Below are 14,946 nucleotides of genomic sequence, written 5' to 3'. Positions count from 1 at the left end.
CATGGCGGGCGTGATCGGGCACGGCTTCACCTTCATGGGCGGGATCGTCTACTCGGCGGGCGCCGCCGACTTCGTGATCAACATCATGGGGATGGGCGTGGACGACTTCGGCTGGTTGGTGGTCCCGCTCATCGTCTGCACGATGCTGGGCGGTTGGGCGGGCCCGAGGCTCCTGCGACGCTTGGGGCCTTGGCCGCTTCTCGCATGGAGCATCTCCGTCATGACGGCGGCGGGCTTGGTCGGGATCGCGCTCGACTGGGAGGGTGCCCCCGGGTATCCGTGGCTTCTCGTCTGCCCGATGATCTACCACTTCAACATGGCGGTCGTGCGCCCCGTCATGAACGTGATGAACCTCGACTACTTCCCGAAGAACCGCGGGATGGCGGCTTCGATCCAGCAGTTCTTCCAGACGATGGGCTTTGCGGTGGCGTCCGCGGTGCTGGTCCCGATCGTGCTGGGCGAAGCCTGGCGCTACAGCGCGGTGATGGCGGGGGCGGCGGTGCTCACGGGGTTGCTTTGGATCGTGGTGAAGCGCCGCCGGGAGGCGGCGGTCGACGCCGAGTGAGTTTTCAAGGCTCCCGAACCTACGAAGAGCGGCAGGCTGTGATGACGTCAGCTGCCGCTCTATCCCTATGGAGGCCGAATTTCCGGGTCATCCGAAGCGCCCCTCGTAATCCCGAATGGGCGTTCTGCGCTCCTCTTTGCTACCGTCCGCATCCAAGGTGTTTGTCGTAGTCCGCGCCCGTTCTCCTGCGCGGACCACGACCACTCACACTCCTCATCCTCCGCGGCTGCGGCGCCCGACGCCCGCGGCCGTCCCTACCGAAGAAGGACCAACCATGAAGCTTCGGAAGACACTTCTCGCGCTCTCCGCCGTCGCGGCCATGACGTTCGCGGGCTCCGCGATGGCGCTCCCGTCCGTGAAGATCCTCGCCACGGGCGGCACCATCGCCGGGTCGGCCGCGAAGGCGACCGACACGACGGGCTACAAGGCCGGCGCGATCGGGATCCAGACGTTGATCGACGCCGTCCCCCAGATGAAGGACTACGCGGAAGTCTCGGGCGAACAGGTCGTCTCGATCTCGTCCAACAACGTCACGACGGAAATCCGTCTGAAGCTCGCCAACCGCGTGAACGAACTCCTCGCCGACCCGAAGGTGGACGGCGTGGTGATCACGCACGGGACGGACTCGATTGAAGAGACGGCGTACTTCCTGAACCTCACGGTCAAGAGCGACAAGCCCGTCGTCCTCGTGGGCGCGATGCGCCCGGCGACCGCCATCTCCGCCGACGGCCCGATGAATCTCCTCGAAGCCGTGCAGGCCGCGGCCTCGCCCAAGATGAAGGGTCAGGGCGTCACCATCATCATGAACAACCGCATCGGCGCCGCGCGTGAGACGACGAAGTTCAACACCTCGAACGTCGACACCTTCCGCGCGCCCGAATACGGGTGGTTGGGCGTCATGAGCCAGGCCGAGCCCGTCTTCTACCGCACGACGACCCGCCGCCACACGACGAAGTCCGAATTCGACGTGACCGGCATGACCGAACTCCCGCGCGTCGACATCATCTACGCGGTGGCGGGCGACGACGCGAAGCTCGCGGAAGCCGCCGTCAAGGCGGGCGCGAAGGGGCTAGTCTCGGCTTCGATGGGGAACTGCTCCATCCCGAACGGCCAGGAAGCGTTCTATGAACCGATGATGGCGAAGGGCTTCCCCGTGGTCCTCTCCGAGCACGTCCCGACGGGCGAATGCGTGCTGCGCCCGGACGCGATCAAGAAGGGCTTCATCTCGTCGGGCAACCTCAACCCCAAGAAGGCGCGTCTGCTCCTCCAGCTCGCTTTGACGAAGACGCAGGACATCAAGGAAATCCAGCGCATCTTCAACGAGTACTGATCATGTAGGCAGGGTGCGGGCACGGCCCGCACCCTGCTCACAGAGCGCATACGGCACATGCGACAAGGCGCCGCAACCCCTCAGGTTCGCGGCGCCTTCGTGCTTCAGGAGCGGGCGTACGCAAGGCCTTCGGTCTCACTCACCCCCGAGAAGCCTGCGGAGTTCCTCCGCGTTCTTCACCAAGGCGACCGGTTCGGCCTTGAGGAGCTCTTCGGCGCGCATCGCGCCCCAGGTCATGCCGATGCCGTCGCAACCGAACTTCTTCGCCATGAAGAGGTCGTGCGTCGTGTCTCCCACCATCACCATGCGGGACTTGTCGACCCCGGTCTCGATCGAGATCTCTTCGAGCATCTCGGGGTGGGGCTTCGGCGTGCATTCGTCCGCGGTCTTCGTCGTGACGAAGAGGTCGGTGAGGCCCGTCGTCTCCAGGATGCGGTTCAAACCCCTGCGGCTCTTTCCCGTCGCGACCGCGACGGCGACGCCGGAGGCCTTGAGTTCCTTCGCGAGTTCGGCCATCCCGGGGAAGAGAAAGACGCGCTTTTCGTTCGGGACGTAGTGCGCCTGGTAGTGTTCGCCGAACTCCATCGCGCGCTCCATCGGGAGGTCGGGGACGGCGATGCGCAGGGCGTTGCGCCAATCGAGTCCGATGATGCTCGAGGCCACTTCGTCCGAGGGGACGGGGATGCCCATCTCGCGCGCGGCGTGTTGGATGCTTTTGACGATCAGCGCCGTGGTGTCCATCATGGTGCCGTCCCAATCAAAGACGACGGCATCGTACTTGGAGTGTTCGATCACTTCTTTTTCCTCTGGGGTTCGAGCGCGGCGAGAAGGCGCACGCATTCGTCCGGCAGAGGCGCTTCGATATCGAGCGCCTCGCCCGTGACGGGGTGTTGAAGCCTGAGCCTGAAGGCGTGGAGAAACATCCGCCTGAAGGGCGTGCCCAAGACGCCCTTGACGGCTTCCTTGTTGAAGTCGAAGTCGCCGTACTTGTCGTCGCCCACGAGCGGGTGACCCAAGTGCGCGGCGTGAACGCGGATCTGGTGGGTGCGGCCGGTCTTGAGTTCGACGTCGACCAAGGTCGCGGCGCCGAAGCGGCCCAGATTCGTGAAGATCGAGTGCGCGCTCATCCCTTCGACGGGATCCACCTTGACGCGCCGCTCGCCGGAGGGGAGCAGGTATCGGGTCAGCGGCGCCTTCACGTGCTGACGGTCGTTCGGCCAGTCACCCTTCATCAAGGCGCGGTAGTGCTTTTCGACCCCACCGTTCTTCATGAGGTCGTGCATGCGCACGAGGGCCTTTCTCGTCTTGGCGATGATGATCGCGCCGCTCGTCTCCTTGTCGAGGCGGTGGCAGAGTTCGAGCATCGTTTCCGCGGGCCGCGTCGCGCGCAGGCGTTCGATCAGGCCGTGCGCGATCCCCGAGCCTCCGTGGGAGGCCATGCCGGCGGGCTTCAAGACGACGATGAGATGCTGGTCTTCAAAGAGGACGGGGAGCTGCCCCTCGGCGATCGGCGCCGCCGGAGCCGTGCCCTTTTGGGCGGCAGGCGCGGTCCTCATCGGAGGGATGCGGACGACGTCGCCCAGGGCGAGCTTCGTTTCCGCTTTGGCGCGCTTTTTCGAGACGCGCACTTCGCCCGCGCGGATCACGCGGTAGACGTGTCCCTTCGGGACGCCCTTGGCTTTTTTGAAAAGGAAGTTGTCGAGACGCTGCCCTTCGGCGTCCGGGCCGATCGCGACGAAGGTGACGCGGTCGGGCGAAAGCTCGGTGAGTGCGGCGGACGCGATCGGTTCAATATTCTCTTTGGCGGACCCGAACATCGTTTATACTTTTGGCTTCTCAGAGCGCTTCCCGTGAGGGGAGGCGGACTGAGGAAGATTCGCGGGAATCACGGCGGGACGGTACCCCAAAGGGGCGCCGCGAGCGCATTTTCTCATGAATCGGAAAGGTTTTGTTCGTCCGGAGCCGGCCCCGAGAGGGGCGGGCTTCGGGTGTTTTTTCATTCGCGCCGCGGGGACCCACGGCGTGGCGGTCGCGGGAGCGGCCGGGCGGCTCCGAGGAGCCTCCGGCACCTCCGGCCTTCGCCCCGAGGTTCCGGCATGCGGCGCGCGTCCGACGGACCGGCCGGCAGTCCGGACCGTCGGGCCGCAGAGGACAACTGGTTTTTCGTTCGCCCTTCCGAAGGCTGTCAGCGACCCCGGGTCGAGAGGACGGTGAGGGAAGGGAGTGCGGCGCGCATCCATGCGCCACCGACGTCGACGACCCCCGCCCGAGAAGGCTTCGAGCCGATGGCGGGGCGAGCGCGAAAGACGTTCGGGGTCGGGAGAAGCGCGGCGGCCGCCCCGAGGGGGCGTTGAGCGGAAGGCGCCGGACGTTTTTTCGGGTGCGGTGGGCTCCCCGCGGTGACAGGCCTCATGAGGCCGCCGCTCAAGGGTTGAGTCCGTCCCCGAGAGGACGCCCTCCGGAACTTTCCGCTCCGCAATTCCCTTCAGCGAGGCGCATCCGCCGCTTCAATGACGCTCCCCGGCACCCCGTGCGTGCGCCTCCAACGCGTTCCGTTCGAGATGAACGGAAGACCGGGAGGACGTCGGGCGGTCGACATCGCCTGCGCGCAGGCGCTCCCGCCCGCCCCGTCCGCGTCCGGGAGGCTTATCGGCTCGGCAGACTTTCTCCGCGCGGCGCGCGGAGAAATGCGGAGGTTGTGAGGGATGGAGCCACGCACGGGGTACCCGGGCGGTTTGAGACTCTCCCCACGTGCGGCGGCGCCCGTCAAGGTAGCGCCGCGGCCGACACAGCCCCGATTGCGTCTTGCTTTGAAGGACGGTCTGAAAGCGCGCGGGACCCCGAAGGGGGACCCGAACCGCGCACCGTCGCCCGAGGAGGCGAGGAACCCACTTCTGCGGCACGTACTCCGCCCGCGTCGACAAAAGGGCGGCTCACAGGAGTAATGCCGACATGAAGCGCATGCTTTTCAACGCCACGCACGCGGAAGAAACCCGTGTGGGCATCGTCGACGGCCAGAAGCTGATCGACATCGACATTGAGACGGCCGGCCGCGAAGCCCGGAAGTCCAACATCTACAAGGGCGTCGTCACCCGCATCGAGCCCTCCTTGGAAGCCTGCTTCGTCAACTACGGCGAAGACCGCCACGGCTTCCTCCCCTTCAAGGAAATCTCCCGTCAGTACTTCAAGGCCGACATCGACGTGCGCACCGCGACGATCCGCGACGCGATCACGGAAGGCCAGGAACTTATCGTTCAGGTCGAAAAGGAAGAGCGCGGCAACAAGGGCGCGGCCTTGACGACCTTCATCAGCCTCGCGGGGCGCTACCTCGTTCTGATGCCGAACAACCCGCGCGCGGGCGGCGTCTCCCGCCGCATCGAAGGCGAAGAACGTCAGGAACTCCGCGAAGCGATGGACCGCCTCGACGTGCCCCGCGGCATGTCGACCATCGCCCGCACCGCCGGCATCGGCCGCACGACCGAAGAGCTCCAGTGGGACTTGAACTACCTTCTGAAGCTTTGGGAAGCGATCGCCGACGCGGCCGAGCCCCAGTACGAGCTCGTCAAGGAAGAAAACGGCCGCCGCAAGGTGACCGCCGTGACCGAGTCGATCGTGAACGGCAAGCCCCTGAAGCGCATCAACCCGGCCCCGTTCCTCATCGTTGAAGAGTCGAACCTGGTCGTGCGTGCGATCCGCGACTACTTCCAGCCCGAAATCGGCGAAATCCTCGTCGATACGGACGAAATCTACGAGCAGGCCCGCCAGTTCATGGCGCACGTCATGCCCGACATGGTGAACCGCGTCAAGCGCTACAACGACGACATCCCGCTCTTCACGCGCTTCCAGGTCGAGCAGCAGATCGAAACGGCCTACAGCCGCACGGTGCCTCTTCCCTCGGGCGGCGCCATCGTGATCGACCACACCGAAGCGCTGGTCGCCATCGACGTCAACTCGGCGCGTGCGACCCGCGGCGCCGACATCGAAGAGACGGCCTTCCGCACGAACTGCGAAGCCGCCGACGAAGTGGCCCGCCAGATGCGTCTTCGCGACTTGGGTGGGCTCATCGTCATCGACTTCATCGACATGGCGGACCCGAAGAACCAGCGCGCCGTCGAGCAGCGCCTGAAGGACGCCATCCGCTACGACCGCGCCCGCGTGCAGACCGCGAAGATCAGCCGCTTCGGCCTGATGGAACTCTCCCGCCAGCGTCTGCGCCCGTCGCTCTCCGAAGGCAACCACGTCACCTGCCCGCGCTGCAACGGCGTCGGCGTGATCCGCGACACCGAGAGCTGCGCGCTCCAGGTGCTGCGCATCCTCCAGGAAGAGGCGATGAAGGAAGGGACCGGCGCGGTGCACGCGCAGGTGCCGGTCGACGTGGCGACGTTCCTTCTGAACGAAAAGCGCAACGACATCACGAAGCTCGAAGCGCGCCACCGCGTGCCGGTCGTGCTGATCCCGAACACGAGCCTCGTCACGCCCCACTACCACATCGAACGCCTCCGTCAGGACGACGAACGCCTGGACGACGAACAGCCGAGCTTCGCGCGCGCTGAGGAAATTGAAACGAAGGCGGACGATCCGTACGCGAAGAAGGGCCAGGAAGACAAGCCCGCGCGCACGAAGCAGGTCCCGGTCATCAAGAACGTGCTCCCGCGCGATCCCGCGCCCGTGCACCCGGTGAAGAAGGAAGAAGAGAAGACGGAGGCGAAGGAAAACCGCCCGGCCGCCATGGAACCCGTGACGCCGCAGAAAGGCTTCTTCTCGCGCATCTTCTCCTTCCTCTTCGGCGGCGACGAGAAGAAGGAAGAGCCGAAGGCCGACGCCAAGGACGAGAAGAAGGACGAGGCGAAGGACAAGAAGCGTGAAGGCGACCGCCGCGGCCGCCGCGGCGGCCGTCGAGGCGACCGCCGTCGTTCGGACCGCAGCGACCGTACGGACCGTTCCGAACGTACGGACCGTGCCGAGAAGGCCGACAAGGCCGAAAAGACGGACAAGGCTGAAAAGCCCGCTCAGGAAGAGAAGGCCGCGAAGCCCCGCCGCGAGCGCACCCGCCGCACGCGCCGTGAGGATGCGCCGGCCGAGGTGAAGGCCGAAGAGGCCGTCACTGCCGAAGCCGCCGTCGAGGCGAAGGCTGAGGAAGCCGCCCAGGCGCCCGCGCAGGATGCGGCCGCCGGGGAAGCTCCGCGCGAAGAAAAGCGCCGCCGTCCGCGCCGCCGCCGTCGTTCGGCCGCGGAAGGTACGGAGGAAGCCCAGGTCGCCGCTGAGGTGAAGTCGGAAGAAGCCGCTCAGCCCGAAGCCGCGGAAGCTGAAAAGGCTCCTGAAGCCGCGCCCGTGGAAGCCGAAGTGAAGGCGGAGGCTCCGGCCGAAGCCGCTGCGGAAGCCCCTGCGGAAGAAAAGACTGAAGAGAAGGCTGAAGAGAAGGCCGAAGGCGAAGCCGCCGAAGCTCCTGAAGCCGCCGAAGGCGAAGCTCAGGAAGGCGCCCGCCGCCGTCGTCCGCGCCGCCGTCGCCGCTCGAAGACCGCGCAGGAAGGCGCCGAGGGTCAGGAGGCTGAAGAGGCCAAGCAGGCCGAGCAGGCTGAAGCGCCCGCCGAAGCTGCTGAAGCCCCGGCCGAAGAGCCCCTCGTGCAGATCGAAACGCGTGCCGCCGAACCCGTGAAGACGGAGGAAGCCTCCGCGGAAGCGCCGGTCGAAGCCGAGAAGGTTGAGCCTGTTGAGGCCGCTCCCGCCGAAGCCGTCGAGGCTCCCGCGGAGCAGCTCGAACAGGTCGAAACGGTGAAGGCCGAGGAACCCGCCGCTGAAGCCGTGGAAACGGTGGAAGTCGTTGAAGCCGTCGAAGTGGTGGAAGCGGTCGAAGCGGTCGAAGCAGCCCCTGCCGTCGTCCCCGCTCAGGGCGACGTCGGTGCCGGTCTCGAAGCGAACCTCGCCGCCGCCGGTCTCGTTCAGGTGCACACCAAGCCCGAACTCGTCACCTTCCGCGGCTATGAAGTCGTGAAGTACGAGGGCCGCGTCACCGAAAAGCGCGCCGTCGAGGAAGAAGGCGCTCTGGAGCAGGTCCACACCCGCCCCGAGCTCATTCAGCCGGTCTCCTATGAGCCGGTCCGCTACCCCGGCCGTCCCGTCGCCGCCCGTGCGACTGAGGCCGAGGAAGGTCCGCTCGTTCAGGTCCACACCAAGACCGAATAACGGCCTGCGTCGCTGACGCGAAGAAAGCCCGCCCGGGTCCGCCCCGAGGCGGGCTTTTTCTCAACCGTGCACTGCGTGTAGGACGGCTTCCGCGGGGTTGCGGCCCGGCGTGAGGCGCTCCGAAGGGGAGGCCCTCACGTCCTCCCACCCGGTGCTCATGTGGGCGCCTGTGAGCGCAAGGGAGGGCGCCGGAGGGTACGGGCCAACCTCCACCCCTTCAGACGCTCGCCGGGCTTTTCCCACGCCTCTCCTACGCTTCCCAGGGCCGCACGTGCCTCGTTCCGCTTTCCCGGACCGGCCTCCCTTCCGCCGTGCCGGGGTCGGACAAACGGAACAACGGACAAAGCAAAGGCCGCCGATTCCTCTCCGGAAACGACGGCCTTTCTGCTCTGCCGTGAGAGGCCCTTGGGGCCTCCACGCATCAGAGCACGCGCGCGAGGAAGGTCTTCGTGCGCTCTTCTTTCGGGTTGACGAGAATCTCGTCCGGGCGTCCCTGTTCGACGATCTTCCCGCCGTCCATGAAGACGACGCGGTCGGCGACTTCGCGGGCGAACCCGATTTCGTGCGTGACGACGATCATCGTCATGCCGCTCTTGGCGAGCTTCGTCATCACCGAGAGCACCTCACCCACGAGTTCGGGGTCCAAGGCCGAGGTCGGTTCGTCAAAGAGCATGACCTTGGGTTCCATCGCCAAGGCGCGCGCGATCGCGACGCGCTGCTGCTGACCGCCCGAGAGGCTCGCCGGGTAGGCGTCGGCCTTGTCGGCCAGGCCCACGGTTTCAAGAAGCTCCAGCGCGCGGGCGCGGGTCGCTTCCTTCGACTGCCCCAGGACGATCTGGGGCGCCAACATCACGTTCTCCAACACGGTCTTGTGCGGCCACAGGTTGAAGCGCTGGAAGACCATGCCGAGGTGTTCGCGGAGCTTGTTCAAGTTCACCTTCGGGCTCGTCACCTCAAAGCCGTTCACGATGATCTGGCCGTCGGTGACGGTCTCCAGCGCGTTGATGCAGCGAAGCATCGTGCTCTTCCCCGAGCCCGAAGGCCCCAACACCACGACCTTTTCGCCGGGGTGCACTTCGAAGTCGATGTTCTCCAGCACGACGTGGTCGCCGAAAACCTTCCGCAGACGGCGGATCTCCACGATGGGCTGCGTGTTCTGTTCAGTCATTTCTTTTCTTCCTCGCGTTACTTGATGCCTTCGTCGCCCTTGCCGAGATGGGCTTCAAGACGGCGGATCCCCCAGGCGAGGAGGAGCGTCATCACCCAGTAGACGCAGGAAATCGTGATGTAGGGTTCCCAGTAGCGCGCGGACGCCCCGGCGACCGTGCGCGCGGCGTAGGCGAGCTCCGCCAAGCCGATGGCGGAGACGAGCGAGCTGTCCTTCAGAATCGCGATCGCGTTGTTGCCGAGCGCGGGGAGCATGCGGCGGAAGGCCTGCGGGAGGATGATGTGGCGCATCGCCTGGCCGTAGCTCATGCCGAGGCTCCTCGCACTTTCCATCTGGCCCTTGTCGAGGGACTGAATGCCCGCGCGGAAGACTTCCGACATGTAGGCGCCGGCGTTCAGTGTGATCGCGCAGATGCCGGCCAGCACCGCGCCGTAGTTCGCGCGGATCTCACGCGCGAGGGGCCCATCGATCAGGAGGCCGTCGACCGGATGGATGAAGAGCGGCAGCACCGCGAAGTGCATGAGGAAGATCTGCACGAAGAGCGGGGTTCCGCGGAAGAAGCTCACGTAGACGGCGATCGGCCAGCGCACGCCGTAGTGCAGGAGCTGGTTCACGGCCGGGGTGCGGGCGGAGGCGAGGCGCCCCATGCCGAGGAGCGTCCCGAGGATGATGCCGAGGAAGACGCAGATCACGGTGATCTTGATCGTCGTGACGGCGCCGTTCATGAAGAGCGGCCAGTATTCGAGAATGACGTCGGAGCGGAATCCGAACATGGAGAATCTCCGGGAGAAAGGGGGTGAATGGGGGTCGTTGCCGGGGGCGAAAAGCGGTCCGTCAAAGTACCGCAAAGGGGCGGCGCCGGTTCGATCCGGTCGTCGCCCCTTGGGCTCAGCGTTTCGGCGCCGGGGCTGAATTATGCCTTCTCAGCGCCTTTAATGGTCGGGATTACGGAAGCTTCGGGGCGTCCGTGCCGAACCACTTCTTGTAGACCTCGTTGTAGGCGCCCGAAGCGATCGCGGCTTCCAGGCCCTTGTTCACGGCGTCCAGGACTTCCTTGTTGCCCTTGCGGATGCCGATGCCGAAGTACTGCTCTTCAAAGCCCGGGTCGCGGCACTGGTTGAACTGCTTTTCGGGGTTCTGCTTCGCGTAGTACTGGAGCACGCCCACGTCGCCGATCATCGCGTCGACGCCGCCGTTGTTGAGCTCTTCAAGCGCGAGCGGGGTGTTGTCGAAGCGGCGGATGTTGGGGGAGGACTTCCCGAAGGCCTTCGAGGCGGCGATGTCGCCCGCGCTCGCGTTGACGACCGCAATCAGCTTCCCTTCAAGGTCGGCCAGCTTTTCAATCTTGAGGCTCTTGTTCGTGAGGATCAGCTGGTGGGCGAGGAAGTAGGGACGCGCGAAGTCGACGACTTCCTTGCGCTTTTCCGTGATCGTGATGCCGGACATGATGATGTCGCGGTCGCCGTTGTTCAAAGCGGCGAAGATGCCGTCCCAGGGCGTGTTGATGAACTTCACTTCGAAGCCGCCCGCCTTGGCGATTTCCTTCATCAGGTCGACGTCGAAGCCCACGAGTTCCTTGTTCGGGGTTTCGTATTCGAAGGGACGGTAGGTGGCACCCGTGCCGACCACGTATTCGGCGGCCTGGGCGAGCGTGGAAGCGAAGGCGCCGGCGACGATCGCGGCGGCGAGAAGCGATTTGAATTTCATGACGGGGGTCCTCTTTCTCTTCGTTTGGTGTGCGGGCGGGCGCGGAGTCGTCGGCCCGGCCGTGAGTTGGGGGCTATTTTGAACCGTCGCGCGCGCAAATGCCAACGGCCCGGCCCCGACTTTTGTCGGAGACCGGGCCGTTTTAGGGTTTTTTCCTGAATGGCCGGAGATTTGTCGACAAATCAATGACTTTGGTTGTCTTTGGCCGCTCTCACCCGGCCGATCACCCAGAGGGCGCAGACCAGAATCAGGATGGCGCCGGAGGCCATGACGAGGAAGCTCCCCTCGATGTGCTCCACGTCGACGACGATGTATCGGGCGACGGCGACGACGGCGAGCATGATCGGGGTGTGGATCGGAATCTCACGCGTGCCCAAAGCCGAGCACTTCACCATCGAGAGGATCTCGACGTAGAGAAAGAGAAGGAGCAGCTCGGCCAGGCCCGCGGAGCGGGAGGCGACCATCTCAGCGACGGCCAAACCGATCCCGGCCAAGGCGGCCAGGGCGATTGCGATCAGTGCGGCGGCCTGACCGTAGGTGAGGAGCGCGGCGACGGGCCGCGCGGCGGCCGTGAGCTTCGGGTGAAGCTCGTCGGGGCTCTTTTGGTCGTTCGGGAACGGGGTCATTGCGGGCGTCTCCATGAGCGTCTGCGGGAAGGAATTCAAAAAGGTGAAGGGGGTTCGCCGCTTCCGGAGGGGAAGCGCTTCGGGGGAAGTCCGACGGGCATTCCGACGGAAGATCCTTACGGGAAGAGGGGATCCCGAACCCGCATCATAACCGGACGATTGACGTCAACAATCGGTCTCTCCGTAACAATAGGTTTATTCAAGACGAACTCAGGAGCACTCCCTAGGCAAAACGCCCCTGGACTTCTGTCCTAATCGGGGTCCTCGGCGTCTTGGTCGAAATAAGCTGGCTCCGGCGGAATTTCACGGATAGATTCGTCTGAAGGGTCCGTGCGGACCGCGCTTCCCCCGAAGCGCGGCCCCTCCGGTCGGACGACTCTCCCGACCGCACCGCCCGGATTCGATCACAAGACCTATAAGACCAACCAAAACGGGACGCCGCGGAAAGCCGGGGACGACGGGGAAGCGGCGCGCACGATGTTCGACAACATGTTCTTCTACCTGTTCCTGAGCCTGCTCTTTTTCGGCATCGGGGACATTCTGGGCGTCGCGACCAAAGCGAAGGTTTCCGCCGTCTTCGTGAGCCTCGGGCTCTTTCTGATCTTCTTCATGATGAAGGTGATTCCGCCCGACATCATCAAGCAGGCGGGGCTCACCGAACTCGGCCGCTGGGGCGTCATCTTCATCGTCTTCTCGATGGGGACGACGATCAACCTGAAGCAGTTCATCGCCGAATGGCGCTCGCTCGCGACCGCCATCCTCTCGATGATCGTCGTGATGATCGCGGGTTTGGCCTTGATTCCGATCATCGGCTATGAAGAAACCATCGTGAGCGTGCCGATCCTGAACGGCGGCATCGTCGCGACGCAGATCATGACGAGCGCGGCGATGGAGCAGGGCTTCCAGATGGCCGCGGCCCTGGGGACGATCGTCTTTGCGGTGCAGAAGTTCTTCGGGACGCCCGTCGCCTCCTACTTCGGGATGCGCGAAGCGAAGCTGATCGTCGAGGAAATGCGCAGGAACGGCGCCGCCGCGGCCGCGGCGGGCGGCGAAGAAGCCGCGAAGCCCGAAGAGGAAAAGAAGCTCCTCTTCTGGGAGCGCCACAAGCGCTACTACGGCCAGTTCGCCTCGCTCGCGATCACGGCCTTCTTCGCGTGGATCGCGTTCATGCTCGGGAAGTGGACGGGCGTCTCCGGCACGATTTGGGCGCTCATTCTCGGTACGGTCGTTTCGGCTACGGGCTACGTGCCGGGGAACATCCTCAAGCACGCCAACAGCTCGGGGATCTTCAACGTCGCCGTCTTCGCGACGATCATCCCGTCGCTTGCCAACATCAAGGCGGGCGACCTCGTGACGCTCGGCATCGCCTTGGTCATCATGTTCGTGATCACGTTCGCCGTCCTCTTCCTCTTCTTCTACGTGCTTCCCTGCTGGAAGATCCTCGGCTCTCGCAACGTCGCCATGGGCGTCGCCTGCTGTCAGCTTTTGGGCTTCCCCGCCACGTACCTCGTCGTCAACGAGGTCGCCGGCGCCGCGGGTGAGACCGAGGCCGAAAGGAAGGCGATCACCGACCGCCTGATGGCGAAGTACCTGATCGGCGGCTTCGCCACGGTCACGTCGCTCTCGGTCATCTCCGCGGGCTTCTTCGAAAAGCTTCTCTGACACTGACTTCTGCTCGAAAAGGACGAACACACCATGTACACCTTTGACGCACAGGACTATCCGTATCCTTCCAAGCGCCACGTGGTCTATGCCAAGAACGGCATGGTCTGCGCGGGGAACCCCACGGCGACCGCCGCGGGTCTTCAGACCCTGATGAAGGGCGGGAACGCGGTCGACGCGGCCGTCACGGTGGCGGCGACGCTCCCCGTGTCGGAACCGACCGGGAACGGCCTCGGCGCCGACTGCTTCGCCATCATCTGGTACAAGGGCAAGCTCTACGGCATCAACGGCTCTGGCCCGGCGCCGAAGGCGCTCACGATCGACGCCTTGAAGGCGCGCGGCCACGAGAAGATCCCGTCCTACGGCGTCGAGCCGATCGACGTTCCGGGTGCGGTGGCCGGCTGGGTCGCGATGCATGAGCGCTTCGGGCGCATGGAATTCAAGGACGTCCTTGCTCCGGCCATTTCGTATGCCGAAAACGGCTTCCCCGTCTCCCCCAACATCTCGCGTCTCTGGGAAGAAGCCTGGACGATCTACGGCAAGTACCGCGACCGCCCCGAATTCCAGGGCTGGTTCGACACGTTCGCGAAGGCGGACGGCTGGTACCGTCCGGGCGAAATGTTCAGGAACCCCGACATTGCGAAGTCGCTGCGCTTGATCGCCGAAACCCGCGGCGAAGCCTTCTACAAGGGTGAACTCGCCGGCCGCATGGACGACTTCTTCAAGAAGCACAACGGGTTCCTCACGGGGGACGACCTCGCCGCCTACAAGCCCGAATGGGTCGACCCGATCTCGGTCAACTACCACGGCTACGACGTGTGGGAGCTCCCGCCCAACGGGCACGGCATCACGGTGCTGATGGCGCTCCAGATCCTGAAGGGCTTTGAATTCGGCGCCCGCGACGACGTCGAAACGCTCCACCGCCAGATCGAAGCGATGAAGCTCGCGATGGTCGACACGGCGATGCACGTCGCCGAACCCTCCGCGATGAAGGTGACCGTGGAGCAGCTCCTCTCGGAAGACTATGCGGCGAAGCGCCGCGCCTTGATCGGCACCGAAGCGATCATGCCGGCGGCGGGCGACCCGGGCACGCCCTCGACCGTCTACTTCTGCTGCGCCGACGGCGAAGGCAACATGGTCTCGATGATTCAGTCGAACTTCCGCGGCTTCGGCTCCGGCATCGTCGTGCCGGGTACGTCGATCTCTTTGAACGACCGCGCGGAAAACTTCAAGTTCGACCCGAACCACGTCAACGCCTTGGAAGGCGGCAAGCGCCCCTACCACACGATCATCCCCGCGTTCCTCACGAAGGACGGCGACGCCGTCGGTCCCTTCGGGATCATGGGCGGCTGGATGCAGCCGCAGGCGCACGTGCAGGTCGTGCAGAACATGATCGATTGGCACCTCAATCCGCAGCAGGCGCTCGACGCCCCGCGTTGGCAGTGGGTGGGCGGCAAAAACGTCGAAGTGGAGCAGGACACGCCGAACCACCTCGTGCGTCTGCTGCAGCGTCGCGGTCACAACATCATCGTTCAGCCCGACCCCTACCACATGGGGCGCGGCCAGATGATCCTGCGCGACAAGAATGGCGTCCTTTGCGGCGCCACCGAAAAGCGCACCGACGGTCAGATCAGCTGCTACTGATCCCCAACCGCCACGTGAACCCGCGATAAACTGAGGATCAACCGATCCTTTCGCGCCCGCC

11 protein-coding genes are annotated in these 14,946 nt (G+C 65.0%); 5 read left to right on the top strand and 6 right to left on the bottom strand.

What is annotated here, in order from left to right; all coding sequences use genetic code 11:
* Both HMPREF9440_RS09890 and HMPREF9440_RS09885 read left to right on the top strand, forming a co-directional pair.
* On the top strand, positions 1-565 hold a 565-nt coding region (locus HMPREF9440_RS09890; RefSeq protein WP_050816200.1), incomplete at its 5' end, for an MFS transporter.
* 274 nt (positions 566-839) lie between these two features.
* Positions 840-1,895, top strand: coding sequence for a type II asparaginase (locus HMPREF9440_RS09885; RefSeq protein ID WP_008543853.1), 1,056 nt, complete (start codon positions 840-842; stop codon positions 1,893-1,895).
* A 135-nt stretch (positions 1,896-2,030) separates the two neighbouring features.
* On the opposite strand, the gene HMPREF9440_RS09880 is transcribed toward HMPREF9440_RS09885, so the two are convergent.
* Complete coding sequence (locus tag HMPREF9440_RS09880; protein ID WP_008543851.1) at positions 2,031-2,690, bottom strand: HAD-IA family hydrolase; 660 nt, start codon at positions 2,688-2,690, stop codon at positions 2,031-2,033.
* Positions 2,687-3,712, bottom strand: coding sequence for an RluA family pseudouridine synthase (locus HMPREF9440_RS09875; protein WP_008543849.1), 1,026 nt, complete (start codon positions 3,710-3,712; stop codon positions 2,687-2,689). Before HMPREF9440_RS09875 ends, HMPREF9440_RS09880 begins: the two co-directional genes overlap by 4 nt.
* 1,135 nt (positions 3,713-4,847) lie before the next feature.
* Here HMPREF9440_RS09875 and HMPREF9440_RS09865 point away from each other — a divergent pair.
* Positions 4,848-8,078 (top strand): Rne/Rng family ribonuclease, encoded by a 3,231-nt coding sequence (locus tag HMPREF9440_RS09865; RefSeq protein ID WP_008543846.1) that lies wholly within the window; start codon positions 4,848-4,850, stop codon positions 8,076-8,078.
* 421 nt (positions 8,079-8,499) lie between these two features.
* Here the strand turns inward: HMPREF9440_RS09865 and HMPREF9440_RS09860 are convergent, their stop codons facing one another.
* The 4 genes from HMPREF9440_RS09860 to HMPREF9440_RS09845 all read right to left on the bottom strand — a co-directional run bounded on the left by HMPREF9440_RS09860 (position 8,500) and on the right by HMPREF9440_RS09845 (position 11,594).
* On the bottom strand, positions 8,500-9,246 hold the full coding sequence (locus HMPREF9440_RS09860) for an amino acid ABC transporter ATP-binding protein (RefSeq protein WP_008543843.1): 747 nt from the start codon (positions 9,244-9,246) through the stop codon (positions 8,500-8,502).
* A 17-nt stretch (positions 9,247-9,263) separates the two neighbouring features.
* Positions 9,264-10,019 (bottom strand): amino acid ABC transporter permease, encoded by a 756-nt coding sequence (locus HMPREF9440_RS09855; RefSeq protein ID WP_008543842.1) that lies wholly within the window; start codon positions 10,017-10,019, stop codon positions 9,264-9,266.
* Positions 10,020-10,191: 172 nt separating this feature from the next.
* Entirely contained in the window at positions 10,192-10,953 is a 762-nt protein-coding gene (locus HMPREF9440_RS09850) for a basic amino acid ABC transporter substrate-binding protein (protein ID WP_008543841.1), read from the bottom strand.
* Between the two features lie 182 nt (positions 10,954-11,135).
* Positions 11,136-11,594 carry a phosphate-starvation-inducible PsiE family protein gene (locus tag HMPREF9440_RS09845; RefSeq protein ID WP_008543840.1) on the bottom strand — a complete coding sequence of 153 codons (459 nt, stop codon included), beginning with the start codon at positions 11,592-11,594 and terminating at the stop codon, positions 11,136-11,138.
* Positions 11,595-12,056: 462 nt separating this feature from the next.
* On the opposite strand from HMPREF9440_RS09845, the gene HMPREF9440_RS09840 reads away from it, so the two are divergent.
* Together HMPREF9440_RS09840 and HMPREF9440_RS09835 are read left to right on the top strand one after the other, a co-directional pair.
* Positions 12,057-13,241 carry a hypothetical protein gene (locus HMPREF9440_RS09840; RefSeq protein ID WP_008543839.1) on the top strand — a complete coding sequence of 395 codons (1,185 nt, stop codon included), beginning with the start codon at positions 12,057-12,059 and terminating at the stop codon, positions 13,239-13,241.
* Between the two features lie 33 nt (positions 13,242-13,274).
* The gene (locus HMPREF9440_RS09835; RefSeq protein ID WP_008543838.1) at positions 13,275-14,885 is read left to right on the top strand and encodes a gamma-glutamyltransferase family protein; all 1,611 of its coding nucleotides are present in this window, start codon (positions 13,275-13,277) and stop codon (positions 14,883-14,885) included.
* Positions 14,886-14,946: the final 61 nt, after the last annotated feature.

This window comes from Sutterella parvirubra YIT 11816 (assembly GCF_000250875.1).
Classification (GTDB): Bacteria; Pseudomonadota; Gammaproteobacteria; order Burkholderiales; family Burkholderiaceae_F; genus Sutterella; species Sutterella parvirubra.
Note: the sequence above shows the minus strand (reverse complement) of the source record. Positions and strands in the feature narration are given on the sequence as shown.

What these genes read in the sequence shown, in the direction of transcription:
- HMPREF9440_RS09860 (WP_008543843.1), bottom strand. Translation starts at nt 9,246, where the DNA reads ATGACTGAACAGAACACGCAGCCCATCGTGGAGATCCGCCGTCTGCGG.
- HMPREF9440_RS09875 (WP_008543849.1), bottom strand. Translation starts at nt 3,712, where the DNA reads ATGTTCGGGTCCGCCAAAGAGAATATTGAACCGATCGCGTCCGCCGCA.
- HMPREF9440_RS09850 (WP_008543841.1), bottom strand. Translation starts at nt 10,953, where the DNA reads ATGAAATTCAAATCGCTTCTCGCCGCCGCGATCGTCGCCGGCGCCTTC.
- HMPREF9440_RS09865 (WP_008543846.1), top strand. Translation starts at nt 4,848, where the DNA reads ATGAAGCGCATGCTTTTCAACGCCACGCACGCGGAAGAAACCCGTGTG.
- HMPREF9440_RS09855 (WP_008543842.1), bottom strand. Translation starts at nt 10,019, where the DNA reads ATGTTCGGATTCCGCTCCGACGTCATTCTCGAATACTGGCCGCTCTTC.
- HMPREF9440_RS09840 (WP_008543839.1), top strand. Translation starts at nt 12,057, where the DNA reads ATGTTCGACAACATGTTCTTCTACCTGTTCCTGAGCCTGCTCTTTTTC.
- HMPREF9440_RS09835 (WP_008543838.1), top strand. Translation starts at nt 13,275, where the DNA reads ATGTACACCTTTGACGCACAGGACTATCCGTATCCTTCCAAGCGCCAC.
- HMPREF9440_RS09885 (WP_008543853.1), top strand. Translation starts at nt 840, where the DNA reads ATGAAGCTTCGGAAGACACTTCTCGCGCTCTCCGCCGTCGCGGCCATG.
- HMPREF9440_RS09845 (WP_008543840.1), bottom strand. Translation starts at nt 11,594, where the DNA reads ATGGAGACGCCCGCAATGACCCCGTTCCCGAACGACCAAAAGAGCCCC.